19 protein-coding genes are annotated in these 18,892 nt (G+C 46.9%); 4 read left to right on the top strand and 15 right to left on the bottom strand.

The features are described from left to right. The 15 genes from B3K91_RS01275 to speE form a co-directional block, all read right to left on the bottom strand. A partial coding sequence (locus tag B3K91_RS01275) for an S-adenosylmethionine synthetase N-terminal domain-containing protein (protein WP_292593919.1) occupies positions 1 to 148 on the bottom strand: 148 nt, incomplete at its 3' end. A gap of 22 nt (positions 149 to 170) precedes the next feature. Continuing rightward, entirely contained in the window at positions 171 to 476 is a 306-nt protein-coding gene (locus tag B3K91_RS01280) for a hypothetical protein (RefSeq protein WP_292591958.1), read from the bottom strand. A 6-nt stretch (positions 477 to 482) separates the two neighbouring features. After that, positions 483 to 1,496, bottom strand: coding sequence for a hypothetical protein (locus B3K91_RS01285; RefSeq protein WP_214059934.1), 1,014 nt, complete (start codon positions 1,494 to 1,496; stop codon positions 483 to 485). Next, positions 1,493 to 2,773: a GTPase HflX gene (gene hflX / locus B3K91_RS01290; RefSeq protein WP_349682097.1), complete on the bottom strand. Its 1,281-nt coding sequence runs from the start codon at positions 2,771 to 2,773 to the stop codon at positions 1,493 to 1,495. The genes B3K91_RS01285 and hflX overlap by 4 nt, the downstream gene beginning before the upstream one ends. Further along, positions 2,748 to 2,990: an RNA chaperone Hfq gene (gene hfq, locus B3K91_RS01295; protein ID WP_099828549.1), complete on the bottom strand. Its 243-nt coding sequence runs from the start codon at positions 2,988 to 2,990 to the stop codon at positions 2,748 to 2,750. Before hfq ends, hflX begins: the two co-directional genes overlap by 26 nt. Then, on the bottom strand, positions 2,983 to 3,903 hold the full coding sequence (gene miaA, locus B3K91_RS01300; protein ID WP_214059933.1) for a tRNA (adenosine(37)-N6)-dimethylallyltransferase MiaA: 921 nt from the start codon (positions 3,901 to 3,903) through the stop codon (positions 2,983 to 2,985). Before miaA ends, hfq begins: the two co-directional genes overlap by 8 nt. Beyond that, positions 3,900 to 4,682 carry a class I SAM-dependent methyltransferase gene (locus B3K91_RS01305; protein WP_102819374.1) on the bottom strand — a complete coding sequence of 261 codons (783 nt, stop codon included), beginning with the start codon at positions 4,680 to 4,682 and terminating at the stop codon, positions 3,900 to 3,902. The genes miaA and B3K91_RS01305 overlap by 4 nt, the downstream gene beginning before the upstream one ends. Beyond that, positions 4,679 to 4,870 carry a hypothetical protein gene (locus tag B3K91_RS01310; protein WP_258394188.1) on the bottom strand — a complete coding sequence of 64 codons (192 nt, stop codon included), beginning with the start codon at positions 4,868 to 4,870 and terminating at the stop codon, positions 4,679 to 4,681. The genes B3K91_RS01305 and B3K91_RS01310 overlap by 4 nt, the downstream gene beginning before the upstream one ends. Positions 4,871 to 4,917: 47 nt before the next feature. Next, a complete protein-coding gene (locus B3K91_RS01315) occupies positions 4,918 to 7,329 on the bottom strand; it encodes an ABC transporter permease subunit (protein ID WP_292591963.1) in 2,412 nt (803 codons plus the stop codon). A gap of 9 nt (positions 7,330 to 7,338) precedes the next feature. Next, the gene (locus B3K91_RS01320) at positions 7,339 to 8,667 is read right to left on the bottom strand and encodes a carbohydrate ABC transporter permease (RefSeq protein ID WP_292591965.1); all 1,329 of its coding nucleotides are present in this window, start codon (positions 8,665 to 8,667) and stop codon (positions 7,339 to 7,341) included. 1 nt (position 8,668) lies between these two features. Next, entirely contained in the window at positions 8,669 to 9,514 is an 846-nt protein-coding gene (gene folP / locus B3K91_RS01325; protein WP_292589381.1) for a dihydropteroate synthase, read from the bottom strand. Next, entirely contained in the window at positions 9,514 to 11,097 is a 1,584-nt protein-coding gene (locus B3K91_RS01330) for a CTP synthase (RefSeq protein WP_292591967.1), read from the bottom strand. Before B3K91_RS01330 ends, folP begins: the two co-directional genes overlap by 1 nt. A 16-nt stretch (positions 11,098 to 11,113) precedes the next feature. Then, positions 11,114 to 11,965 (bottom strand): deoxyribonuclease IV, encoded by an 852-nt coding sequence (locus tag B3K91_RS01335; RefSeq protein ID WP_292591969.1) that lies wholly within the window; start codon positions 11,963 to 11,965, stop codon positions 11,114 to 11,116. A 10-nt stretch (positions 11,966 to 11,975) separates the two neighbouring features. Beyond that, the gene (gene lepA, locus B3K91_RS01340; RefSeq protein ID WP_102819367.1) at positions 11,976 to 13,790 is read right to left on the bottom strand and encodes a translation elongation factor 4; all 1,815 of its coding nucleotides are present in this window, start codon (positions 13,788 to 13,790) and stop codon (positions 11,976 to 11,978) included. A gap of 166 nt (positions 13,791 to 13,956) precedes the next feature. Next, positions 13,957 to 14,832: a polyamine aminopropyltransferase gene (speE, locus tag B3K91_RS01345; protein ID WP_292593874.1), complete on the bottom strand. Its 876-nt coding sequence runs from the start codon at positions 14,830 to 14,832 to the stop codon at positions 13,957 to 13,959. Positions 14,833 to 15,120: 288 nt separating this feature from the next. On the opposite strand from speE, the gene B3K91_RS01350 reads away from it, so the two are divergent. From B3K91_RS01350 to B3K91_RS01365, 4 genes are read left to right on the top strand one after another with little or no spacing between them, the layout of a single operon-like run. Further along, positions 15,121 to 16,140, top strand: coding sequence for a rod shape-determining protein (locus B3K91_RS01350; RefSeq protein WP_103134023.1), 1,020 nt, complete (start codon positions 15,121 to 15,123; stop codon positions 16,138 to 16,140). Between the two features lie 14 nt (positions 16,141 to 16,154). Next, the gene (locus B3K91_RS01355) at positions 16,155 to 16,853 is read left to right on the top strand and encodes a hypothetical protein (RefSeq protein WP_214060193.1); all 699 of its coding nucleotides are present in this window, start codon (positions 16,155 to 16,157) and stop codon (positions 16,851 to 16,853) included. After that, a complete protein-coding gene (locus tag B3K91_RS01360; protein ID WP_102819363.1) occupies positions 16,850 to 17,230 on the top strand; it encodes a hypothetical protein in 381 nt (126 codons plus the stop codon). The genes B3K91_RS01355 and B3K91_RS01360 overlap by 4 nt, the downstream gene beginning before the upstream one ends. Beyond that, on the top strand, positions 17,220 to 18,890 hold the full coding sequence (locus tag B3K91_RS01365) for a penicillin-binding transpeptidase domain-containing protein (protein WP_292593876.1): 1,671 nt from the start codon (positions 17,220 to 17,222) through the stop codon (positions 18,888 to 18,890). Before B3K91_RS01360 ends, B3K91_RS01365 begins: the two co-directional genes overlap by 11 nt. Positions 18,891 to 18,892: the final 2 nt, after the last annotated feature.

Consider the following 18,892-nt stretch of genomic DNA (forward strand, 5'->3'; position numbering starts at 1 on the left):
CGCCCGTTGCCAGAAGAGTCTCAACCGCGACTCTAGAATCTTCATCCTGAGTCAACATCGCATCGAGTATCGAATCTGAAATCTGATCTGCCATTTTGTCGGGATGGCCTTCGGTAACGCTTTCACTGGTGAACAACCAAGTCTTCATGACTGCCTCCTATAAACTGAATCTATTCTCCATATTCTTCCTCGGACAAGAATCTACCACCAATTATCTCGAAGGACAAGGGCCTGAATGCTCTGCTGAAGTCGGCAATGATCTGGATCTTGTTCTGACACTTGCTGCCAACAAATTCTTTATCCAGTCTATAGGCTCCCTTTCCCTTTCCGTAATTGACGCTCACATCGTAGTACTTTCTCAAGTGACTTCTAAACTTCTCCCCACACTTGTTGCATTCAAAATGCACGATAATTGTGTTTCCACTGTCGTAAAACGGATTCTTACTTATGTCACGCGGCTTCTTCTTGAAAAACATCCGAAACTACCTCCTCATGACTATTCTGAAGTCCTTCGAAGCCTCGTTGCCCCAGTGATCACGAACTACTACCCTGGCATCTCTTGGATTCGTCCAGTCTATGTCGTCCCAGATGTTTATCGGAAGCAAACTGAGAGATATCCTGGAGTTAAGGTTAAACCAGTAGTCAGACTCTGTCGATGGCGAAGAGTATATTTCGTGGACCCTGTCTGCTTCGTCCAAATCGAAAGAAACGAAGTCAATCTGATACACGAGATTGTTTTCAACATAAAGCTCGATCGTCTTCGGGCTTACCGGATGCCTCAGTTGCACCTTGGCATGGAGATCCAGAGGGGTGCTGGGGGTCATTTCGATCGTTGGCTTTCCCTGTGCGAAAGAATAGGTCTTTCCGCCTGCCCTTATGTCAAGAATCTCAACCGCAGATGTCGGATTACCTGTGTCAAAATAGAATCCGGGATTGATTATCGTCTTCATAGTTGAATCTCTTACTTCGAGATGAAGATGAGGCGGCACATTTCCACTGTTTCCGGATTTCGCAACAACATCGCTTTTCCTAAACGGAAGCTCTCTCGGGTCGAAGGTTACTTCGATATATTGATCTCCAAACTCGGAGATCAATTGATGATAAAGATCGTTGAGTTTTCTTCCGGTGAGAGAGGAAGTATCTCCAATCTCGTTAACGTGAGCGAATATAACATTGATTCCTTTCTCGTTTGTGAGAATGTTCGTAACCTCTGGAAGCATCAGAGCTATACCGATCCCGTATATGGGATGATTTAAGTATATCTGGTGAACATACGAGTTGTCCGGAGAAAGGAGATCTAATCCAACGATGCTTCCCGTGGAGTAATCCATTCCCATATGGAAGTGCTCGGGATAATTGATGTTTCTTGAGTTGCCACGATACTCGCCAAAGTAACCTGTTACTTCTGGAGCCCTCTTCAGCGGAAACAGCAAAGTCGCAGAAAACAGCACACCTACTAATAAGAGTACCGCTGTGACCGACAATAATCTCTTCATTTCCTTCCCTCCTCACAAATAGAAGAAATGAGCCTTTTATTTATCTCATCGGAGGACACATACTCAACCTCAATAAGATCCTTTTCGTAGTTCTCAGAAAGAATTTCAACCGAACCCCTGAACCTCATGAAGCTCGAAAACTCGGTAGGTTTAAGTCTAAGTTTTCTCCGAGATCTCTTACCGTATAGCCGCGTTGATATCTCGCTCAATATACCTTCGATATTGTAACTCTTCAGAGCACTAACCATCACGGCTTCTGGAAAGATCGTCCCGAGCTCCGCAAGTCTCTCATTCGTGCATAGATCGATCTTATTCAAGACATGGATCCTCTTGATTTCACCGGCGCCGATGTCCCGCAGGGTACGATCGACGATTTCATATTTCTCTTTGACTGCCATGTCAGAGGCATCGGAAACTACAGCCAGGAGATCCGAGTATTTGACTTCATCTAACGTCGATCTGAAACTCTCCATCAATTCGTGTGGCAGTTCTCTAATGAATCCAACGGTATCTGAAATGAGAACCTGCATTCCTGCAGGTAGTCTAGCTCTCCTGACTCGAGTATCAAGAGTCGCGAACAATTTGTTCTCTACAAGAAGGTCTTCACTGCTGATTTCAGATACCAGCGATGACTTCCCAACATTCGTATATCCTACAAAGGAAACCAGTGGGATCGACGAAACGAGTCTTTTCTTCCTCGAGATCTCTCTCTGCCTGCCCATCTCTTCTATGTCTTTGCGAAGCCGAGAGATTCTGTCCTGCGCCTGCCGCCTGTCCGTTTCAAGCTTCTTCTCTCCGGGCCCTCTTGTTCCTATTCCCGCTCCAGTCTGTGAAAGCATCCTTCCGAAGCCTTTCAGCCTCGGCAACTGATACTTAAGACTGGCCATCTCAACTTCGAGTTTCCCTTCCTTGGTCGATGCGTGGTCCCCAAAGATCTTCAGGATAAGTTGCGTCCTATCCATTACGGGGACTCCAAGAAGCTTCTCCAGGTTCATTGCCTGAGATGGAGACAGCTCATGACGGGTGATAATGAGGACTGCACCAAAAGCTTCCAGTGTTCTCCTCGCAAAATCCACCTTGCCTTTGCCCAGATAGTGACGGGGATCAGGGTAATCGAGGTTCTGGACCACCGTCTCAACGATTTCGTACCCAGCAGTCCGGGCGAGCTCGTTAAGCTCGCCCAGTATTTCTGACTTGATATTCTGCTCTTCAGACGAAAAAACAGCGACAAGTAAAGTGTCTATGCTCGCTTCAGTCCTCCTTCTTGCCAGTAGTATTCGTCAATTTCACGTACTTCTGGGGAACCATCATCTTGATTGCATGTTTGTAGACCAGAGTCTGCTCCTGACCGTCCTCAAGCAGCACCGTGAAATTGTCGAACGACTTGACCAAACCCTTCGTCTGGAATCCCCCTTCGAGGTACATCTTCACTTCGATCCTGTTAACCCTAAGAAGATTCAGGAAACGATCCTGCAAATTGAACTTTTCAGCCATTCTTACCCCCCCAAACTGAGAGAATCGCATTTTCTAAAACCCGAGCAGCCTCACCTTCCAGACTGGACAGGTCAATTCTCAGAGCTTCTGAATATCTTCTAAACCACATAATCTGACGACGAGCGTATCTTCTTGTGTTCACAAGAATCCGCTCGATGGTATCCGAAAGGGATACACCACACCTAACATATTGTACCATTTCGGCGTAACCTATTGTCTTAAATGCGTTGAGCTCGGGCCCATAGCCTTTCGACAGAAGGCTCTCGGTCTCATCGGCAAGGCCTGCGCGAATCATCTCATGTAGACGACTCTCTATTCTGGCATGGAGCTCGCTCCTATCCCTTTCAAGAATGACAAGAAAAAACTCACGATTGTGATCTCTCTCGTTCTGCAACTCAGTTAGCGGTCTTCCCATTTTGAAGAAAACCTCAAGATACCTTATAGTTCTCTTGAGATCGTTCTCGTGGAATCTTTCAAAGGCATTCTTGTCGACTCTTTCCAGGATCTTCCTCAGCGATCCTTTGTTTTCGGATTCTATCTGAAGAAGGGCCTCTCGCACCGTTTCATCTCTAGGAGGGACGTCCACCAAACCCTTCATAAGGACCTCGGCGTAAAGGCCAGTTCCACCGGCGAGAATCGGGATCTTCCCTCTAGCAGTTATGTCCGCAACACTTTCCAGAGCAAGGTTTCTGAACTCCATCACATCAAAGTCTTCATCAGGATCACGTATGTCGATCAGCCAGTGCTTAAGGACGGCCTGTTCACTCTCGGTCGGCTTGGCCGTGCCGATATTCATGAAACGGTAGATCTGACGCGAATCAACGGATACAATTTCTATCGGGAGTCTCTGAGCCAAATCCAGAAGAAGCGATGTCTTTCCCACAGCGGTCGGTCCGAGGAGAATTGGTATCATTCTTTATCAATAACCCCGTACAGGACACCGCTCTTTTTGCTGCCCCAGAGCCTGTCAAACTCGAGATCGAGCTCTTCGAAGAGGCTGTCTCGTGTTCTGCTTTTGATAATAAACCTCTTTGATGAAATCCTGATCATTTCATCGACGTCCGATCTATTTATCCTTTCATACATCGCAAATGGCCTTAGAGGGTTAATCGAATGAGACCTCATCTGCGGGCTGTCAAACATAGGATCACAATAGACTATATCGTAGGCATTGTCTTCACAGCCTTTCACAAAGTCTCGTAAATCTCTATTATGAAGCTCTATCCTTCTCGAAGCCTCTATTAACCATTCATCTGCATAGGGGTAGTTGCGAAGACCGTGAGAAACGATCCTGTATATGTGTTCGGACGCCTCCAGGCCTATCACTTTGCCCTCAGGCAGATAGTGCGCGATAAGAAGCGCTTCATTTCCGAGACCGAACGTTGTATCCAACACAGTTTCACTTCCGGAGAGATCCATGCTCTTGATCAAATAGTCGGAGTCTTGAAGCCTCATGTTCTTGAATCTTACCTTTGACATTCCGGGGTGAAAGAAGAAAACCGTCTCCCTATTTCTAATGGTTAACTGGCCATTCTTATCGAAAACATAGTAGAAGTCGAGCGAATGCTCGCTCTCAAATTGCTTAAGCCGGCTTCTTGAAACATATTTAACACCGAGTTCTTCGGCCAGCTCTCTCGCAGAAGACACCTCTTCTTTCGTCGGTTTGTACGAAGTCGTAACCACGAATCTCATCTGTTTTCTCCATTGTTGATGCCAGGAATCAACTCTCTAAGCAGATCAAGTTCGGATTCCTTGATTCTTATCTCTTTCTCGAGCGCATCATACTCTTTCTGGAGATTCTCCAGTCTTCTTTGAGCCTGTTTGTAGCTAAGGTAAGCGTTGACATTCGTTATCGCCAGGAGCGATAAGAGAAGAGCCATGAACAAGAACAACCCGAGCGGGAATCTTGACTTATCCTTCTTGCTCTTTATTTGAGACCACTCCTGGCAATTCCGGCAATGAAGTACTTCTGCGTAATCAAGAAGAGAATTACAACAGGAATTATCGAGAAAGTGGCAGCGGCCATCAAAAGGTGATAGTCGCTTCCGGTAGCCGAACTGAAATTCTGGAGCCCGACAGGTAAAGTTCTAATCTCCGGACTCTTTGTAACAATAAGAACCCAGAGGAAAGAATTCCAGCTTCCAACGAATTTCAGCAGCGCACCAGTAATCACCGCCGGCTTTGAGAGCGGAACGAGAATCGTCCAGAGAAAACGCCACTTTGAGAGTCCGTCTATCATAGCCGCATCGTAGAGTTCATTAGGAATCGTCATGAAATGCTGCCTCAGAAGGAATATCGCAAAGACGGAGACAACCCACGGAACGATTAGAGCATAGTACGAGTCCACCCAACCGAGCGCCGTAAGCGTGATATAGTTCGGGACCAACAGGACCTCGCCAGGAACCATCATCGTTGCCAAAAAGAGCGTGAACAACAGATTCTTGCCGAAGAAATCCATCTTCGCAAAGGCGAATGCGGCCATCGCCGCAAAGATTATCTCTACAAAAGTCGTAACCATCGCCACAAACACAGTGTTGAAGTAGTACCTGCCAAACGGAGCCGCATTCCAAGCCGAAACGTAATTCTGGAAGAAGTTCTTGAACGTTTCAGCAAATGTGAAATTCGCCTTGCCGGCTGGAACATCGTCTTTAAGCCAGACTGCGTGTATTCCCGCAAGCTTTATGTCAAAGGACTTCGCTCCGGAAGGAGAGATTATTCCCCTGTAATAGACCCTCTCAACCTCGACCGGCTTGATTGAAAGGTCAAGCTCGCTGAAAATGTCGGAATGTACCTTCGAGAAAGTACCGACCATAGAAGTCTCTTTCCATCTACGTCTGATGAAATCAGCAAACGGTTCTTGACCACTTATGTTCGCCTGTCTATCAAGGTTGGCTACTATTCCTCCGACCCCTATCGTTTGACCGGCAGATGAGGCCACTTCTCTCAAAAGGGCCACAAGATCAGCATAAGTTGTGTTCTGATCCATTGCGCTTCTGACCTTCCTGTCAAGCTCCGGATTAGCGGCAACAAGTAGTGATGTCCTCAAGAAGTTCATTGCGTCGTTGACGACCTCTAGCGGTGTTTGAGTATTCGTGAAGTACTGCGAAAGGCTGTTCTTGAAATCCCTGTCGAGATAGTTCAAAAAGATCGTAACTGCACTTCGAACATTGGATGGATTAATTGCGGAAAGCAGATAATCCTTCAGCTCCCGCTCAACATTCCAACTCTCTATGAATTGCGAAAGCAACGCATGGACCTCAGCATCGGTTCTGATTCTACCCACAATCGAAGAACCTGAAAGATTGGCGTTCTGAGATTCGTTGTAAAAGACTTTTATGTCGGAGTAAAGGTCAAGCAAATCCGACCATTGCACCAGCCCATCAGGGATGCTTTCCAATGAACGCTCCAGCTGGCGTACAGACAGGGACATCCGAGCGTCTCCAGCAGAGACTTCTTCAGACAAAGCGATAATCTCGGAGACAGCCTTCCGAATTTCATCTGTGCTGCTTCTAAGATCGGCCACGATCCTTTCTAGTTCGCTCAGTTCGGTAACTCCTGTTGTACCGGTTCTGTAAGACTCAAGTGACTCTATTGACTTTGCAAGAGCAGCAACAGGCCCTTCAAGGAGTACAGCCGACTCTTCGCGGATTCTTGCCTTCATCTCTTTGGTTGCATCGGTATCTATTGGCAGTTCCTTCATCGCAGTCTCAACGCTTTGAGATAGCCTTTCGATCGCTCTTGAGTACTGCGCTCTTAGAGAGCTAACCAGGACTACTCTCTTCACAAACCCACCATCACTATAGACAGCTGCGTTGAAGAATCCGTCAAGAAATCTCCCTGCATCTTCTACCGGTAGATCTCTTAATGACTTTGCATGAGCATCCGGTACGTTATCCTTGATCGCGCTATATCTGTCGACCAATTCGGCAAAGAGCTGTTCATCAACTTGCGATGCGTAGTTTGCAGGAGCGCCATCTCTGCCAAGCAGCTGGATCTCTATTTCGCCTCTCCTTATGGGGTCATCGTTCAAATTAACAGAAAGGGTATCAAAACTAACTGACTCTTCCATCAGTGCCGCGAAGTTCCTGAATTCGCTAAGACTCAGCGTCGCAAGATCGACAGAGGCGCTGGTGCTCTTCTGCTTAATCTGAGTCTTAAAGGTGAAGGAGCTTGCTGCATTTTTCGTGGTCCAAACTGGCGGCCAGCTAGAAACCTCGCTGGGAGCTTTGAACGACGTGGCAACCATCCATGCAAATGGAACGAGCATCAGGAATGCTCCCCCAATAATTACTACATAGAGAAGGATTTTCGAGATTATCTTAGTCGATGATGTGGTCATCTGCGCACCTCAACCCTCATAGTGAACGCGCTTCTTGCCTACGTACATCTGTACCATAGTAAGAATCAGGATTATCACGAATAGTATGTAGGCAGCTGCGCTTGCGACTCCCATTCTCTGCTGATTGTAGAAGGCATCAAATACATAGTAGACAAGTGTCAACCCACTCTTGTTGACAGGTCCGGGCAGTCCCTGGTATAGTATGAAAATCTGCGAGAAGACCTTGAATGCACCTATCATCGTTATTATCATAATGAAGAACGTCGTACCCGAAAGAAGCGGCCACGTGATGAATTTGAACTTCTGCATGCCGCTTGCTCCATCGACATCTGCAGCCTCATAATACGATCTATCTATATTCTGAAGACCGGCAAGGAAGATTACAGTGGTGTAGCCAACGTGCTGCCAAACCGAGACTATGGCGATAGTCGGAATGGTCCACACTTCTTCCTTAAGCCAGGCGATCCTCGGCAGATTGAAGATCGAGAGAACATAGTTCAGTAACCCGAACTGGTCATTGAACATCCACTGCCATACCAGAGACACGGCTACTACTGACGTGACAAAGGGTATGAAGTAGGCAGTCCTGAACAGAGAACGAAGCTTGATGTTTTTGTTGAGAAGCATCGCTATGATCAGAGCAAGACCTATCTGAGTAGGCACGGCAAGCAAGACGTAATAGACGGTGTTGTAGATAGATTTCAGAAAGTCCGAGCTCTCTTTTGCAAGAGTGAAGTACTGAACAAAGTCCGCGCTTTGCTTCAATACTACAAAGGCCAATACGTAATATAGGGCAGCGAAGAGAATCATCGTAGACCACTGGCTGGACCTCATCTTAATGCTCTGAATGCTTCCTCTCCTTCGGAGAAGCACAAAGAGCCCCAAACCCATCAATCCAAGTCCAGCGAACAGTCCTGCAGCGGAAAGATCACTCGATAAGTTGCGCAGCAGGATATAGCCGATTAGCGCAGCAGCGAACAATCCGTACAAAAGCGAGTGGCCTTTCTTTGTTTTGTCGTATTTGCTCATTAGCCCGAACAGATGATAGAGAATCTGAATCACCACAAGAACAACAACGACGTATACTGCCGTGTTTATCAGCGAGTTGACAAAACTCAACTGAACGGGATATGTAAGTCTGAAAAGCTCCTTATAGTTGTCAAGACCTATGAAGTACCGGGTAGTTGAAGTATAATCCCATTTGAAGAAACTCAGAACAAGAGAGAAGCCGATCGGCCAAAAGACAAACACACTCAAGATCACTATCGAAGGCAATAGAAAAAGATACGCTTGCCAAGTCTCCTTCCAATACTTCTTTGAACGCTTAGCGTAAGGCAAATCATTCCCTCCCATTTGCTATGCATGGGTTTAGTATCTTAAGTATACCAAAGATTCGACCGTGCTCCTGAACATCATGGATGCGAATTATCTCGACCCCTTTCAGATACAGGTAAGTTGAGATTGAAAGCGTCTCTTCCAATCTTTCTTCTACCTGTGTTCCCGTAATCTTGGAGATGAAACTTTTTCTTGAATGCCCTACAAGAAGAGGGAACCCCAGTTGCTTGAACTTAGAGATGTTTCTCAGTATCTCGATGCTCTGCTCCGCATTCTTGGCAAAACCTATCCCCGGATCGAGGATTATCCTCTCTCTACTTATCCCCGCTCTAATTGCGCGGTCTGCTCTTTCAACCAGCCATGCCGAAACCTCTCCGACCACATCGCGGTAATCGGTCATCGCGCTCATAGTAGCAGGGTCTCCTCTCATATGCATAATTATTACTGCCGCATTGTTCTCCGAGATGACGTGGATCATCTCCTCTGAACTAAGCCCCGTAATATCATTTACTATGTCCGCTCCTTCAGAAAGTGCGAGTCGGGCAGTTTCGCTGTTGTAAGTATCAACAGAAATAACGGCATCCGGCCTCCTGTTGCGCAGCTGCCTTATGACCGGGACTACTCTGGAAATCTCTTCGCCGATACTTACCTTCTCCGCGCCCGGCCTTGAAGACTCTCCACCTATATCGATTATCGAAGCTCCCCAATCTAGCATCCTTATCGCGGCTTCTACGGCAGTAACTCCGCCTTGGTACCTGCTGCCCGGGAAGAAAGAATCCGGAGTCACATTGAGTACCCCCATAATAACGGGGCTGGAGAGATCGAGCTTTCTTCCACCGCAGAAGATCACTATTGATTCCTTCGCTTCTCTATGACTCGCTTGACGAAGAGTTCGAACACCGGATTAGGCTTGCCCACTTTCGATCTGAACTCGGGATGATACTGAATTCCGACAAAAAAACTCTTTTCGGGAAGCTCGACTGCCTCCACGAAAGTCGCTTTTGAGGATATTGAGAGTTTCTTTACATCGATTTCTCCGGGCATTCTGAAGAGCTCGGGGAAGCGATCAAGGTTGACTTCGTATCTATGCCTGTGCCTTTCATAGACTAACGGTTCGTTATAAGCTTCAAAAAGGACGGTGTTTTGCTCAATAGGAGTCTCTTGGGCACCAAGTCTCATGGTTCCGCCGAGTTTCATGATTTCCTTTTGTTCTTCCATAATGTCAATTACGGGATAAGGGGTCGACGGATCGAACTCCGTAGAATTGGCTCCCTCATATCCGGCGACGTTCCTTGCAAACTCGATAACCATAAGCTGCATCCCAAGACATATTCCAAGAATTGGAGTATCTTCTTCTCTGGCGGCCTTTATTACTGAGATCTTCCCTTCTATTCCCCTCTTTCCGAAACCGCCGGGGATGATTATCCCGTCGTACTTCCTGAGCTCAGATTTTATTTGCTCTTCCGTCATGTCCTCAAAACACTGCGAGTCGATAACTTCGGGTTTGCTTACTCCACAAAGCGCGATGCTTTCCGAAATGCTCTTGTAAGCATCATCGGTGCCAAGGTATTTTCCGATCAGCGCGATTCTTGCTGGAAGGAATGATCTGGGGTAATTCCAATCGAACCTTTCCTCAATTTCTATACTGAGCCAGGCGGCAATCTTTCTATGAATCCCGTACGAGTAGACTATAAGAGGAACATCATAGACGTTTTCGGAGTCGGGCAGATTGTAGACCATCTGTCGATCAACTCCACCGAAGAGAGCGATCTTGGCAAGCTCATTCTCCTCAATAGGCTTTTCGGACCTGACAGCGATCATCTGAGGTTGAATGCCAATTCTTCTGAGAAGCTGGACAGACTGTTGAGTAGGCTTGGTCTTGAATTCGTTGGTCACTCTGAGGTAAGGAACATATGTTACATGAATAAAGAGGAAGTTCTCAGGACCTTCTTCGACCCATAGTTCGCGAACGGCTTCAAGGAAGATCTCACCTTCAATGTCACCGACGGTACCACCGATTTCTATCATTATGAGTTCACCGGGAACGCTCTTGATTCGTGACTTTATTTCGTCTGTAACGTGAGGAACCATCTGTACGGTCGCCCCGAGAAAGTCTCCCTCTCTCTCTTTATCGATTATTGTCTTGAATACCTGGCCCGCGGTCATATTATTTTCTCTTCTCATGTTCTTTCCGAGAAATCTCTCGTAGTGTCCAAGATCGAGATCTGCCTCGTATCCGTCTTCTGTGACGAAGACTTCACCATGCTGATTAGGATTCATCGTTCCGGCGTCAAGATTTAGATAGGGATCGATCTTGAGGGTGTTAACCTCTACCCCACATTCCTTCATTACGCGCGCGATGGAGGCAGAGAGTATCCCCTTGCCAATTCCGCTTATTACACCTCCGGTAACCACAACGAACTTCTTCTTCATCGATTACAGTCCTCCACTATCCGAGTAGTCTCTTAATATACTCAATTTCAGAAGCGTGATCCTCATCGTCCCCAGGCGTCTCCAGAAGCCAAGGTTTTTCCTGAATTCTCTCATTGGAAAGAAATTCTCTGAAACCATCGTCTTTTCCGATATGGCCTTTACCGATCATCTCGTGTCTGTCTTTGCCGGCACCTAGAGGAAACTTGCTATCGTTAAGATGTATCATCTTCAGTTTTTCGTAGCCCACCGTAGAATCAATCTTGTCGATTAGTCTCGAGGTACCTTCCTTGTTTCTTATCTCGAAACCCGAATCGAACCCGTGACAAGTATCATACGTTATTCCGATTCTCTCTGGTTGTACGGCTCCGTCAATAATTGACTTGAGTTCCTCAAAGCTGCTGCCTATGTGATTTCCTTTCGCAGCAACGTTCTCGAGCAGCAGCATGACATCATTTTCCCGGTTCTCGCCTAGTACAATCTCTATACCTTTCAGAATCCTCGCAATTCCCTCCTCGAGACCATCTCCAAGGTGGCTCCCGGGATGGAAGTTCAAATACTTCAGACCGAGGGAAGCGGTTATTTTCATCTCAAGGGAAAGCAAAGTAACGGATTTTCCCCAAACTTCCTCGTTAGGAGAGGCGATGTTGATCAGATAACCCGAATGTACCATAGAATCAAAGGGATCCAGCGATTCCCTTTTCATTTCATCTTTAAAGCTATTCGACATCTCCTCTTTTGGAAGCGATGCTCTCCACATTCTGGGACTGTGAGGAAATATCTGGAAGGCGTTGCCGCCTATCGAAACAGTTTCTTTTGGGACTCTGTCAAAGCCCTTCGATGTGGACATGTGTGCTCCAAGCTTTATCATTCGGTTCACCTCATCGCTCTTCTTCGCCAATCCTTAGAATAGCGAGGAAAGCGTTTTGCGGAATCGATACCTGCCCAATCTCTCTCATCCGCTTTTTTCCCTCTTTCTGCTTCTCAAGGAGCTTCATCTTCCTCGTCAGGTCCCCTCCATAACACTTCGCAAGCACGTCTTTTCGTAAGGCCTTTATGTCACTCCTCGCGATTATCCTACCTCTTGATTTCGCCTGTATGGGAATCTGAAACTGGTGCTGAGGTATTAATTCGCTCAGCTTGTCGACAACCTTCTTTGCAATTGGATACTCCTTATCGACATGGACGATGAACGATAGTGAGTCAACGGTTTCTCTGTTGACCAGGATTGTCACTTTCACCAGATCAGATTCTCTATAGCCGAGGATCTCGTAATCCATCGATGCATATCCCCTAGAAATAGCCTTCATCCTGTCAAAGAAATCAAACATGATTTCAGAGAGCGGGGCTTCGAATCTCAAAACGACACGGTTCTTTCCGGCGTTCTCTACCGCATTGAACTCCCCTCTTTTCTCTGAAGTTATGAAACCGATGAGGTTCCCCATATACTCGGAGGGGGTGATAATAGAAAGATCTACGAACGGTTCTTCAACCTTCAGAAACTCTCCCGGCTCGGGGAAACTTGCGGGATTCGTTATCTCCTCAACATCCCCGTTCTGCATCGTAACTCTATAGACAACGTTTGGAGCGGTCAGAATGCAGGTGATGTCGAACTCTCTTTCAAGCCTCTCCCTCACTACATCCATGTGAAGCAGTCCAAGAAAGCCAACCCTAAATCCAAAACCAAGTGCCGGAGAGTTTTCTGGCTCGAAGACGAGTGCTGCATCGTTTAATTTGAATTTGTCCAGCGCCTTTCTCAGTTCATCGTAGTACTCCGGCATCCCGGGGAACATTCCGGCGTAGACCATCGGCTTCGCCTCTTTGTACCCCGGCATCGCTTCCGCGGTGGGGTTGCTGGCCGAGGTTATCGTATCGCCGATTTTCGCACTCGAAACGTCCTTTATGACGGCAATGATGTAGCCTACTTCGCCGGCATCTAGAGAGTCTGTCTTTTCCATTTGAGGCAGAAAGTATCCGACTTCTACAACTTCGAAGGTCTCTCCCGAAGACATCATCATTATCTTGTCTCCGGCCTTGACGCTTCCATCGAAAACTCTGACATGAACTACTACTCCTCTATACTTATCGTAAATGGCATCAAAGATTAGAGCTTTCAATGGGGCTTCAAGCTTTCCGGAAGGAGGCTTGACTCTGCTGACTACCGCTTCCAGTATCTCCCTCACTCCCTGACCTGTCTTCGCGCTTGCCTGAAGGCAATCGTCCGAAGAATAGCCGATGAGGTCGATTATCTCTGCCAGCGTCTCTTCAATATTTGCGTTAGGGATATCGATTTTGTTCAAAACCGGTATGAGTTCCAGATCATTCTCGATAGCCAGGTACGTATTCCCCACGGTCTGGGCCTCAACTCCCTGAGAAGCATCTACCAGAAGAATTGCTCCCTCGCAAGCCGCAAGGCTTCTCGAAACTTCGTAGTTGAAGTCGACATGACCCGGCGTGTCGATGATATTTATCTCATAAGTAATTCCGTCATCAGCCTTATAGTTGAGCTTAACCGGCTTCGACTTAATAGTTATGCCTCTCTCCCTTTCTATGTCCATCGAATCCATGAATTGATCCTGCTTATGTCTTCTGTCCACTATATCGGTTATGTCGAGAAGTCTATCGACAAGTGTCGTTTTGCCGTGGTCGATATGAGCAATAATCGATATGTTTCTTATACGATCTCTGTTATACATTAGAACTCCCTCCTGCCGGTCAAGGATGATTCTATCACGGCGTAGGTTAAGCAAGTTGAATTGAACAGAAAAGAATGAAAACATATCCAGCAAAAAAGCTGGACGAGCCATCTCGTCTATGAATAATCTGGTTTAGTCTATCACCAAGGCCTTAACGAGTTAACACTTAAAATTGACCGGTCAACTCTTTAAGAAACGTCGGAAGAGCAAACGAAGCCCTGTGAATCTCCGTATTGTAGTATCTCAAAGGTGCTCCGAAATCAAGCACTCTCTCTTCATCGAAATCTTCTCTCGGATCCGCTTTCTTAGATCCAATAGTATATGTCCACATTCCTGAAGGATAAGTGGTCATGAAACTCGTGTACATCTTCGAAATCGGGAAGACTGAAGAGATTCTGTTGTAGGCTATCGCCACCCATCCCTTGTCGTAGAAAGGATCCTCGGTCTCTGCACAGAAGACTCCATCCTTTCTAAGGGCTTTGTAACAATTAGCGTAGAATTCCTTTGTGAAAAGATGGCCACCCTCGCCTGCCGTGGGATCGGTTGAATCAACTATTATTACGTCGAAGTAGTCCTCGTTCCTTCTCACGAAGTCGGCTCCGTTTTCGTTTATTATTGATGCCTTGGGATTGTCAAGTTCGACCGACATCTCCTTGAGATAGAGTTTTGCCGCGTCTATTACATAGGGATCGACCTCGCAGAGAATCGCCTCCTCAATGGAAGGATGCTTCAGAACCTCCCTCAGACTTCCCCCATCGCCGCCTCCAATGATCAAAACTCTTCTCGGATCGGGATGCGTGAAGAGAGGTACGTGAACCAGCATCTCATGGTACATGAATTCATCGGCTTCAGTGAACATTGTTATCCCGTCCAAAACCAGGACCATGCCAAACTCAGGGTGTTCGAAGACATCTATTCTCTGAAAGGGACTCTGGTAAGAATATACAAGTCGCTTCATTTTCATAAAAAGACCTGCATTCCCTCCCGTATAGTATTCCATGAACATTAGATGATTCAAAGTCCTCAACTCTCTATCTTCCATTCCTTCACCTCCGCGTTATCATCACAATTATCTCACCGGTCTGGAACACTACAATGATTAATTCACACTATTCAAAGCTTATAAAGACTTCAAAGCTTTTGTCACAATTACTTTTCTACTTAGGCCAAATGGATTCTATCACTTTGATTAAGGCATAGTCAAACTTGCGGAATGCCTTATCTAAGGGCTCAATGAACGAAATTCCCTGATTTCTGTACTCTTCGTCATTGGGCCGCATCCTGATGGTAGAATTAAGAGTAAAGACTTTCCCCGACAGGAGGCCTTCGAATGTTCTTAAGGCAAGACATGGGTATTGATTTGGGAACTGCCAACACCCTGGTTTATGTGAAGGGACAGGGTGTGGTAACAAATGAACCTTCGGTTGTTGCTATTGACGTGAATTCAGGCAAGATCCTTCAGGTAGGCCTGGAGGCAAAGAGAATGGTGGGAAAGACACCTGCAAGCATTGTGGCGACCCGCCCGTTGAAAGACGGAGTTATTGCCGATTATGATATCGCTCTCGCAATGTTGAAGTATTTCATGGGCAGAGCAACGGGCAGACGGCGCTTCGTCAAACCCAGAATAGTTGTCGGAGTTCCTTCGGGTGCGACCGAAGTCGAAAGAAAGGCGATCGTCGATGCCGGTATTGAAGCGGGAGCCAAGAAGGTCTTTCTCATTGAAGAGCCGATGGCAAGTTCAATAGGCGCCGGGCTGAATGTTGAAGAGCCGACAGGAAATATGATTGTCGATATCGGCGGCGGCACAACCGAAATCGCCGTAATATCTCTTGGGAGTATCGTTTTGAGCCAGTCTATAAGGGTCGCCGGAGATGAGATGGATGACTATATTGTCCAGTATATCAAGGAGAAATACCGGCTCTTGATTGGTGAAAAGACTGCCGAGAGAATAAAGATGGAGGTTGGTAATGTTGTTGAGGCAGAAGAGGCCGATAGCTCTTATTCAGAAATCGTAGGTCTCGATCTCAATTCCGGATTGCCGAGAAAGATCTCCGTTTCAGGCGCAGAAGTACGCGAAGCCATTGTAGAACCGGTGGCGAGAATCGTCGAGGCGGTTAAACTCACTGTTGAAAATACGCCTCCAGAACTCATCTCGGATATTGTTCAGAGCGGTATAGTCATTGCGGGCGGAGGGTCGCTCCTCAATGGCATGAAGGAACTAATACAGGGTGAGACTGGAATCACGGTTGTTGTTGCCGAAGACCCCCTAACCTGTGTAGCCAGAGGCGCCGGTCAGGTTCTTGAGAGAGTCCCCATTCTTGAACGACTCGAAAAAGGCAACCTTAGATAGGAGGAGCTTCGCAGGTGAAGTTCGCCGAGGCGGCAGTAGTGATTCTTATGATCTTTCTCATCCTTCTGACACTTTCAGAAGTATCTGGAGTGAACAGAAAGATGAGTGATTTGCTTGAAACCCTTGCCCTGCCGCTGATAAATATTAGAGTAGACATAGAGAACTTCTTCAGATCGGTATTTCAACTCAGGAGTATCGATCGAGTCATCAGAGACCTGAACAGGTATGCTGAGTCTTTCAGCAACAGGTTTCCATATCCTCTGCCAATGAGAGTCGCATTCTTCAGCTTCGAGCGAAACAACACCGCCATCATGACTACTGATAGAAGCGCGGCTCAGGGAGTTCCTGTTGTTTCGGTCTTTTCTTCGACCATCTATGGTGTGGTGAAGAGCTCGCATGACGGATATGTTATGGTCTCACCATTAACGGCTCCTGGTGTGAGGATTTCCGCCGTAGTACAGAAGGATAACAGAACAGTTGAAGGAGCTGTCTACTCGAGTGGAGGTAAGCTGTACTTCTCTACTTTCGACCCCTATTATCTGGAGAGCGGTGATCAAGTAAGAATCGCTTCGACGGTCCAGGGTTATGGGTACTACAAGACCATGAAGATTGATCTAATCGGCGAAATCGCCGGACTCCACGGAAGCGACTATCTAGTAAATACTCCAAATGTTTTTGGTGATTACTTCGTCTATCTGGAGTGGCAGGAATGACCTGGTTATTACTGATAGTCCCTGCTCTGTACTTTGATCTCGGATTTGGAGATCTCATACCTCTATATCCTGCATATTTGACATTGCTCGTCTTCCTTCCAACCAGAAACATCGCTTTTGTTCTCTCTGTTGCGCTGGTCATTTCATGGATAGTGGGGATGGCTCTGTCTGGAATCAGCATGGTTATAGTGCTCTCATTGATCGTTACATTATCGGCGTTGGCGATTCACGGGAGATATCGGACGCTCAGTTTCGGAGCGCTTACATCGGCAGCTATTGGTCTTGCTGGAGTGTTTTTTTCGGGTACGAGCTTTGGTGTCCTGGTTCCTTTTCTGGCAACATTCTGCATCCTGAGGAGGTTGAGCATTGAAGACTAAGAGTGCCAGGAGGTTTGACCTCTTCTTCGTGCTTTTCCTTCTAGTGATGGGACTGTTTGTATATAAGCTCTACGATTACCAGATAGTCAACCAAGAGAAGTATGCGAAACAGGTAGAGAGTATAAGCCGTAGATCCATTTCAATCCTTCCTCCCAGAGGCATGATTATTGATCGCAACGGAATCCCTCTTGCTTGGGACGCACCTTATTACAGGATTACGAAGAAAGTCGTCTTTCTTCCTGAAGATCTGAAGAGGATGATGGTTGACGCTTCAGAAAACAGAGAGAAAATGGAAAAGCTGATTCGGCGTCTCGAGGTTTTTGGCAGCGTTGAGACAGTCCTACCAGCTTCGGTCGCAGAGAGACTGAATGACTTTCCCGAGTTGGAAGTCTCGGAAAGGATCATAAGGCATTACCAGGATAATCCTGGAATCTCTCACGTAGTGGGTTACATCAAGTCTGATGGGGAACCGGTTATGGGAATAGAGAAGCAATACAACGAACTCCTCAGAGGAACTCCCGGTGAACAGCTCATTCGTGTCGATGCTTTAGGAAGGCAGATTAGCCTCGAAGGCGAAATACCCCCTTTGCCGGGAGATGATCTGAAGATCACAATAGATTCTAAAATGAGTGAATATATCTATAACCTCATAAACGAAACCGGAAAGACCGGCGCAGCTGCTGTAATGAAGACCGACGGAGAGGTTCTCGCTCTTGTTTCAGTGCCAAGCTTTGAAAGCATGTTTTTCACAACGGGGATTTCAAACAGGGATTGGGACCGTCTTAATCTCGATCCTTCGAGACCTCTGGTAAATAGAGCTTTGAGCCCCTTCTCGCCAGGCTCTGCGATCAAACCGTTCATTGCCATGGTGGCTCTGGCAGAAGGGAAAGACAGCACAAAGGAGATCGACTGCGGAGGGGTTTTTCAGTACAAAGACAGTCGAGGCGTGGTTCAGGGAGTATACAGAGATTGGAACCTTTACGGCCACGGAAAGACCGATCTTGCCAAAGCTATAACAGTATCTTGCAACGTTTATTTCTATCAGCTCGGTCTAGAACTGGGAATCAACACGATCAACAGATACGCAGAACTGTGGGAGGTCTTTAAACCTACCGGAATCGATCTTCCCGAGGAGTCAGTCGGCTTGATGCCCTCCCCCACTTGGAAACGTGAGAGGCTTGAGGAAAGCTGGTTTCCTGGCGACACGATTCAGATATCAATAGGCCAGGGTTATCTCAGCATCACTCCGCTGCAGCTGGCAAAGTTAACAGGCGAAATCGCGACTAGAGGGATCGAGATCATTCCTTTTATCGGTTCAAAGAAAGAGAGTAGCAGAGAAGCAATCAATCTGAAAGACAGCGATTGGGATCTTCTCATCAATGCAATGGGAAATGTCATAAGCAAGGGTGGAAGTGCCGCCGATGCGGGAACCGCATACTCTGCATTCAGAGGTTTTGAAGAGACGGCCGCCGGAAAGACCGGTACTGCGGAACAAGGAGGTTCGAAACCGGCTCACTCCTGGTTTACAGGTTTCATGCCTCTTCATGAACCGGAGATAGTTGTTACGGTGTTCGTTCACGAAGGCGGCTACGGATCGGGCCTGGCTTCACAAATCTCAAGAAAGATTATGGATTATTATGTGACAGAATACGCCCGGTAGAA

Origin of the sequence: Mesotoga sp. UBA5847 (genome assembly GCF_002432735.1) — a bacterium.
Classification (GTDB): Bacteria; Thermotogota; Thermotogae; order Petrotogales; family Kosmotogaceae; genus Mesotoga.

Excerpts from the sequence above, each read along its gene's own strand:
- B3K91_RS01305 (WP_102819374.1), bottom strand. The coding sequence starts at position 4,682 with ATGAGATTCGTGGTTACGACTTCGTACAAACCGACGAAAGAAGAGGTG.
- miaA (WP_214059933.1), bottom strand. The coding sequence starts at position 3,903 with ATGATACCAATTCTCCTCGGACCGACCGCTGTGGGAAAGACATCGCTT.
- B3K91_RS01360 (WP_102819363.1), top strand. The coding sequence starts at position 16,850 with ATGACCTGGTTATTACTGATAGTCCCTGCTCTGTACTTTGATCTCGGA.
- B3K91_RS01280 (WP_292591958.1), bottom strand. The coding sequence starts at position 476 with ATGTTTTTCAAGAAGAAGCCGCGTGACATAAGTAAGAATCCGTTTTAC.
- B3K91_RS01350 (WP_103134023.1), top strand. The coding sequence starts at position 15,121 with ATGTTCTTAAGGCAAGACATGGGTATTGATTTGGGAACTGCCAACACC.
- B3K91_RS01310 (WP_258394188.1), bottom strand. The coding sequence starts at position 4,870 with ATGGCTCTTCTCTTATCGCTCCTGGCGATAACGAATGTCAACGCTTAC.
- B3K91_RS01330 (WP_292591967.1), bottom strand. The coding sequence starts at position 11,097 with ATGAAGAAGAAGTTCGTTGTGGTTACCGGAGGTGTAATAAGCGGAATT.
- speE (WP_292593874.1), bottom strand. The coding sequence starts at position 14,832 with ATGGAAGATAGAGAGTTGAGGACTTTGAATCATCTAATGTTCATGGAA.
- lepA (WP_102819367.1), bottom strand. The coding sequence starts at position 13,790 with ATGTATAACAGAGATCGTATAAGAAACATATCGATTATTGCTCATATC.
- B3K91_RS01285 (WP_214059934.1), bottom strand. The coding sequence starts at position 1,496 with ATGAAGAGATTATTGTCGGTCACAGCGGTACTCTTATTAGTAGGTGTG.
- hfq (WP_099828549.1), bottom strand. The coding sequence starts at position 2,990 with ATGGCTGAAAAGTTCAATTTGCAGGATCGTTTCCTGAATCTTCTTAGG.
- B3K91_RS01315 (WP_292591963.1), bottom strand. The coding sequence starts at position 7,329 with ATGACCACATCATCGACTAAGATAATCTCGAAAATCCTTCTCTATGTA.
- B3K91_RS01335 (WP_292591969.1), bottom strand. The coding sequence starts at position 11,965 with ATGATAAAGCTTGGAGCACACATGTCCACATCGAAGGGCTTTGACAGA.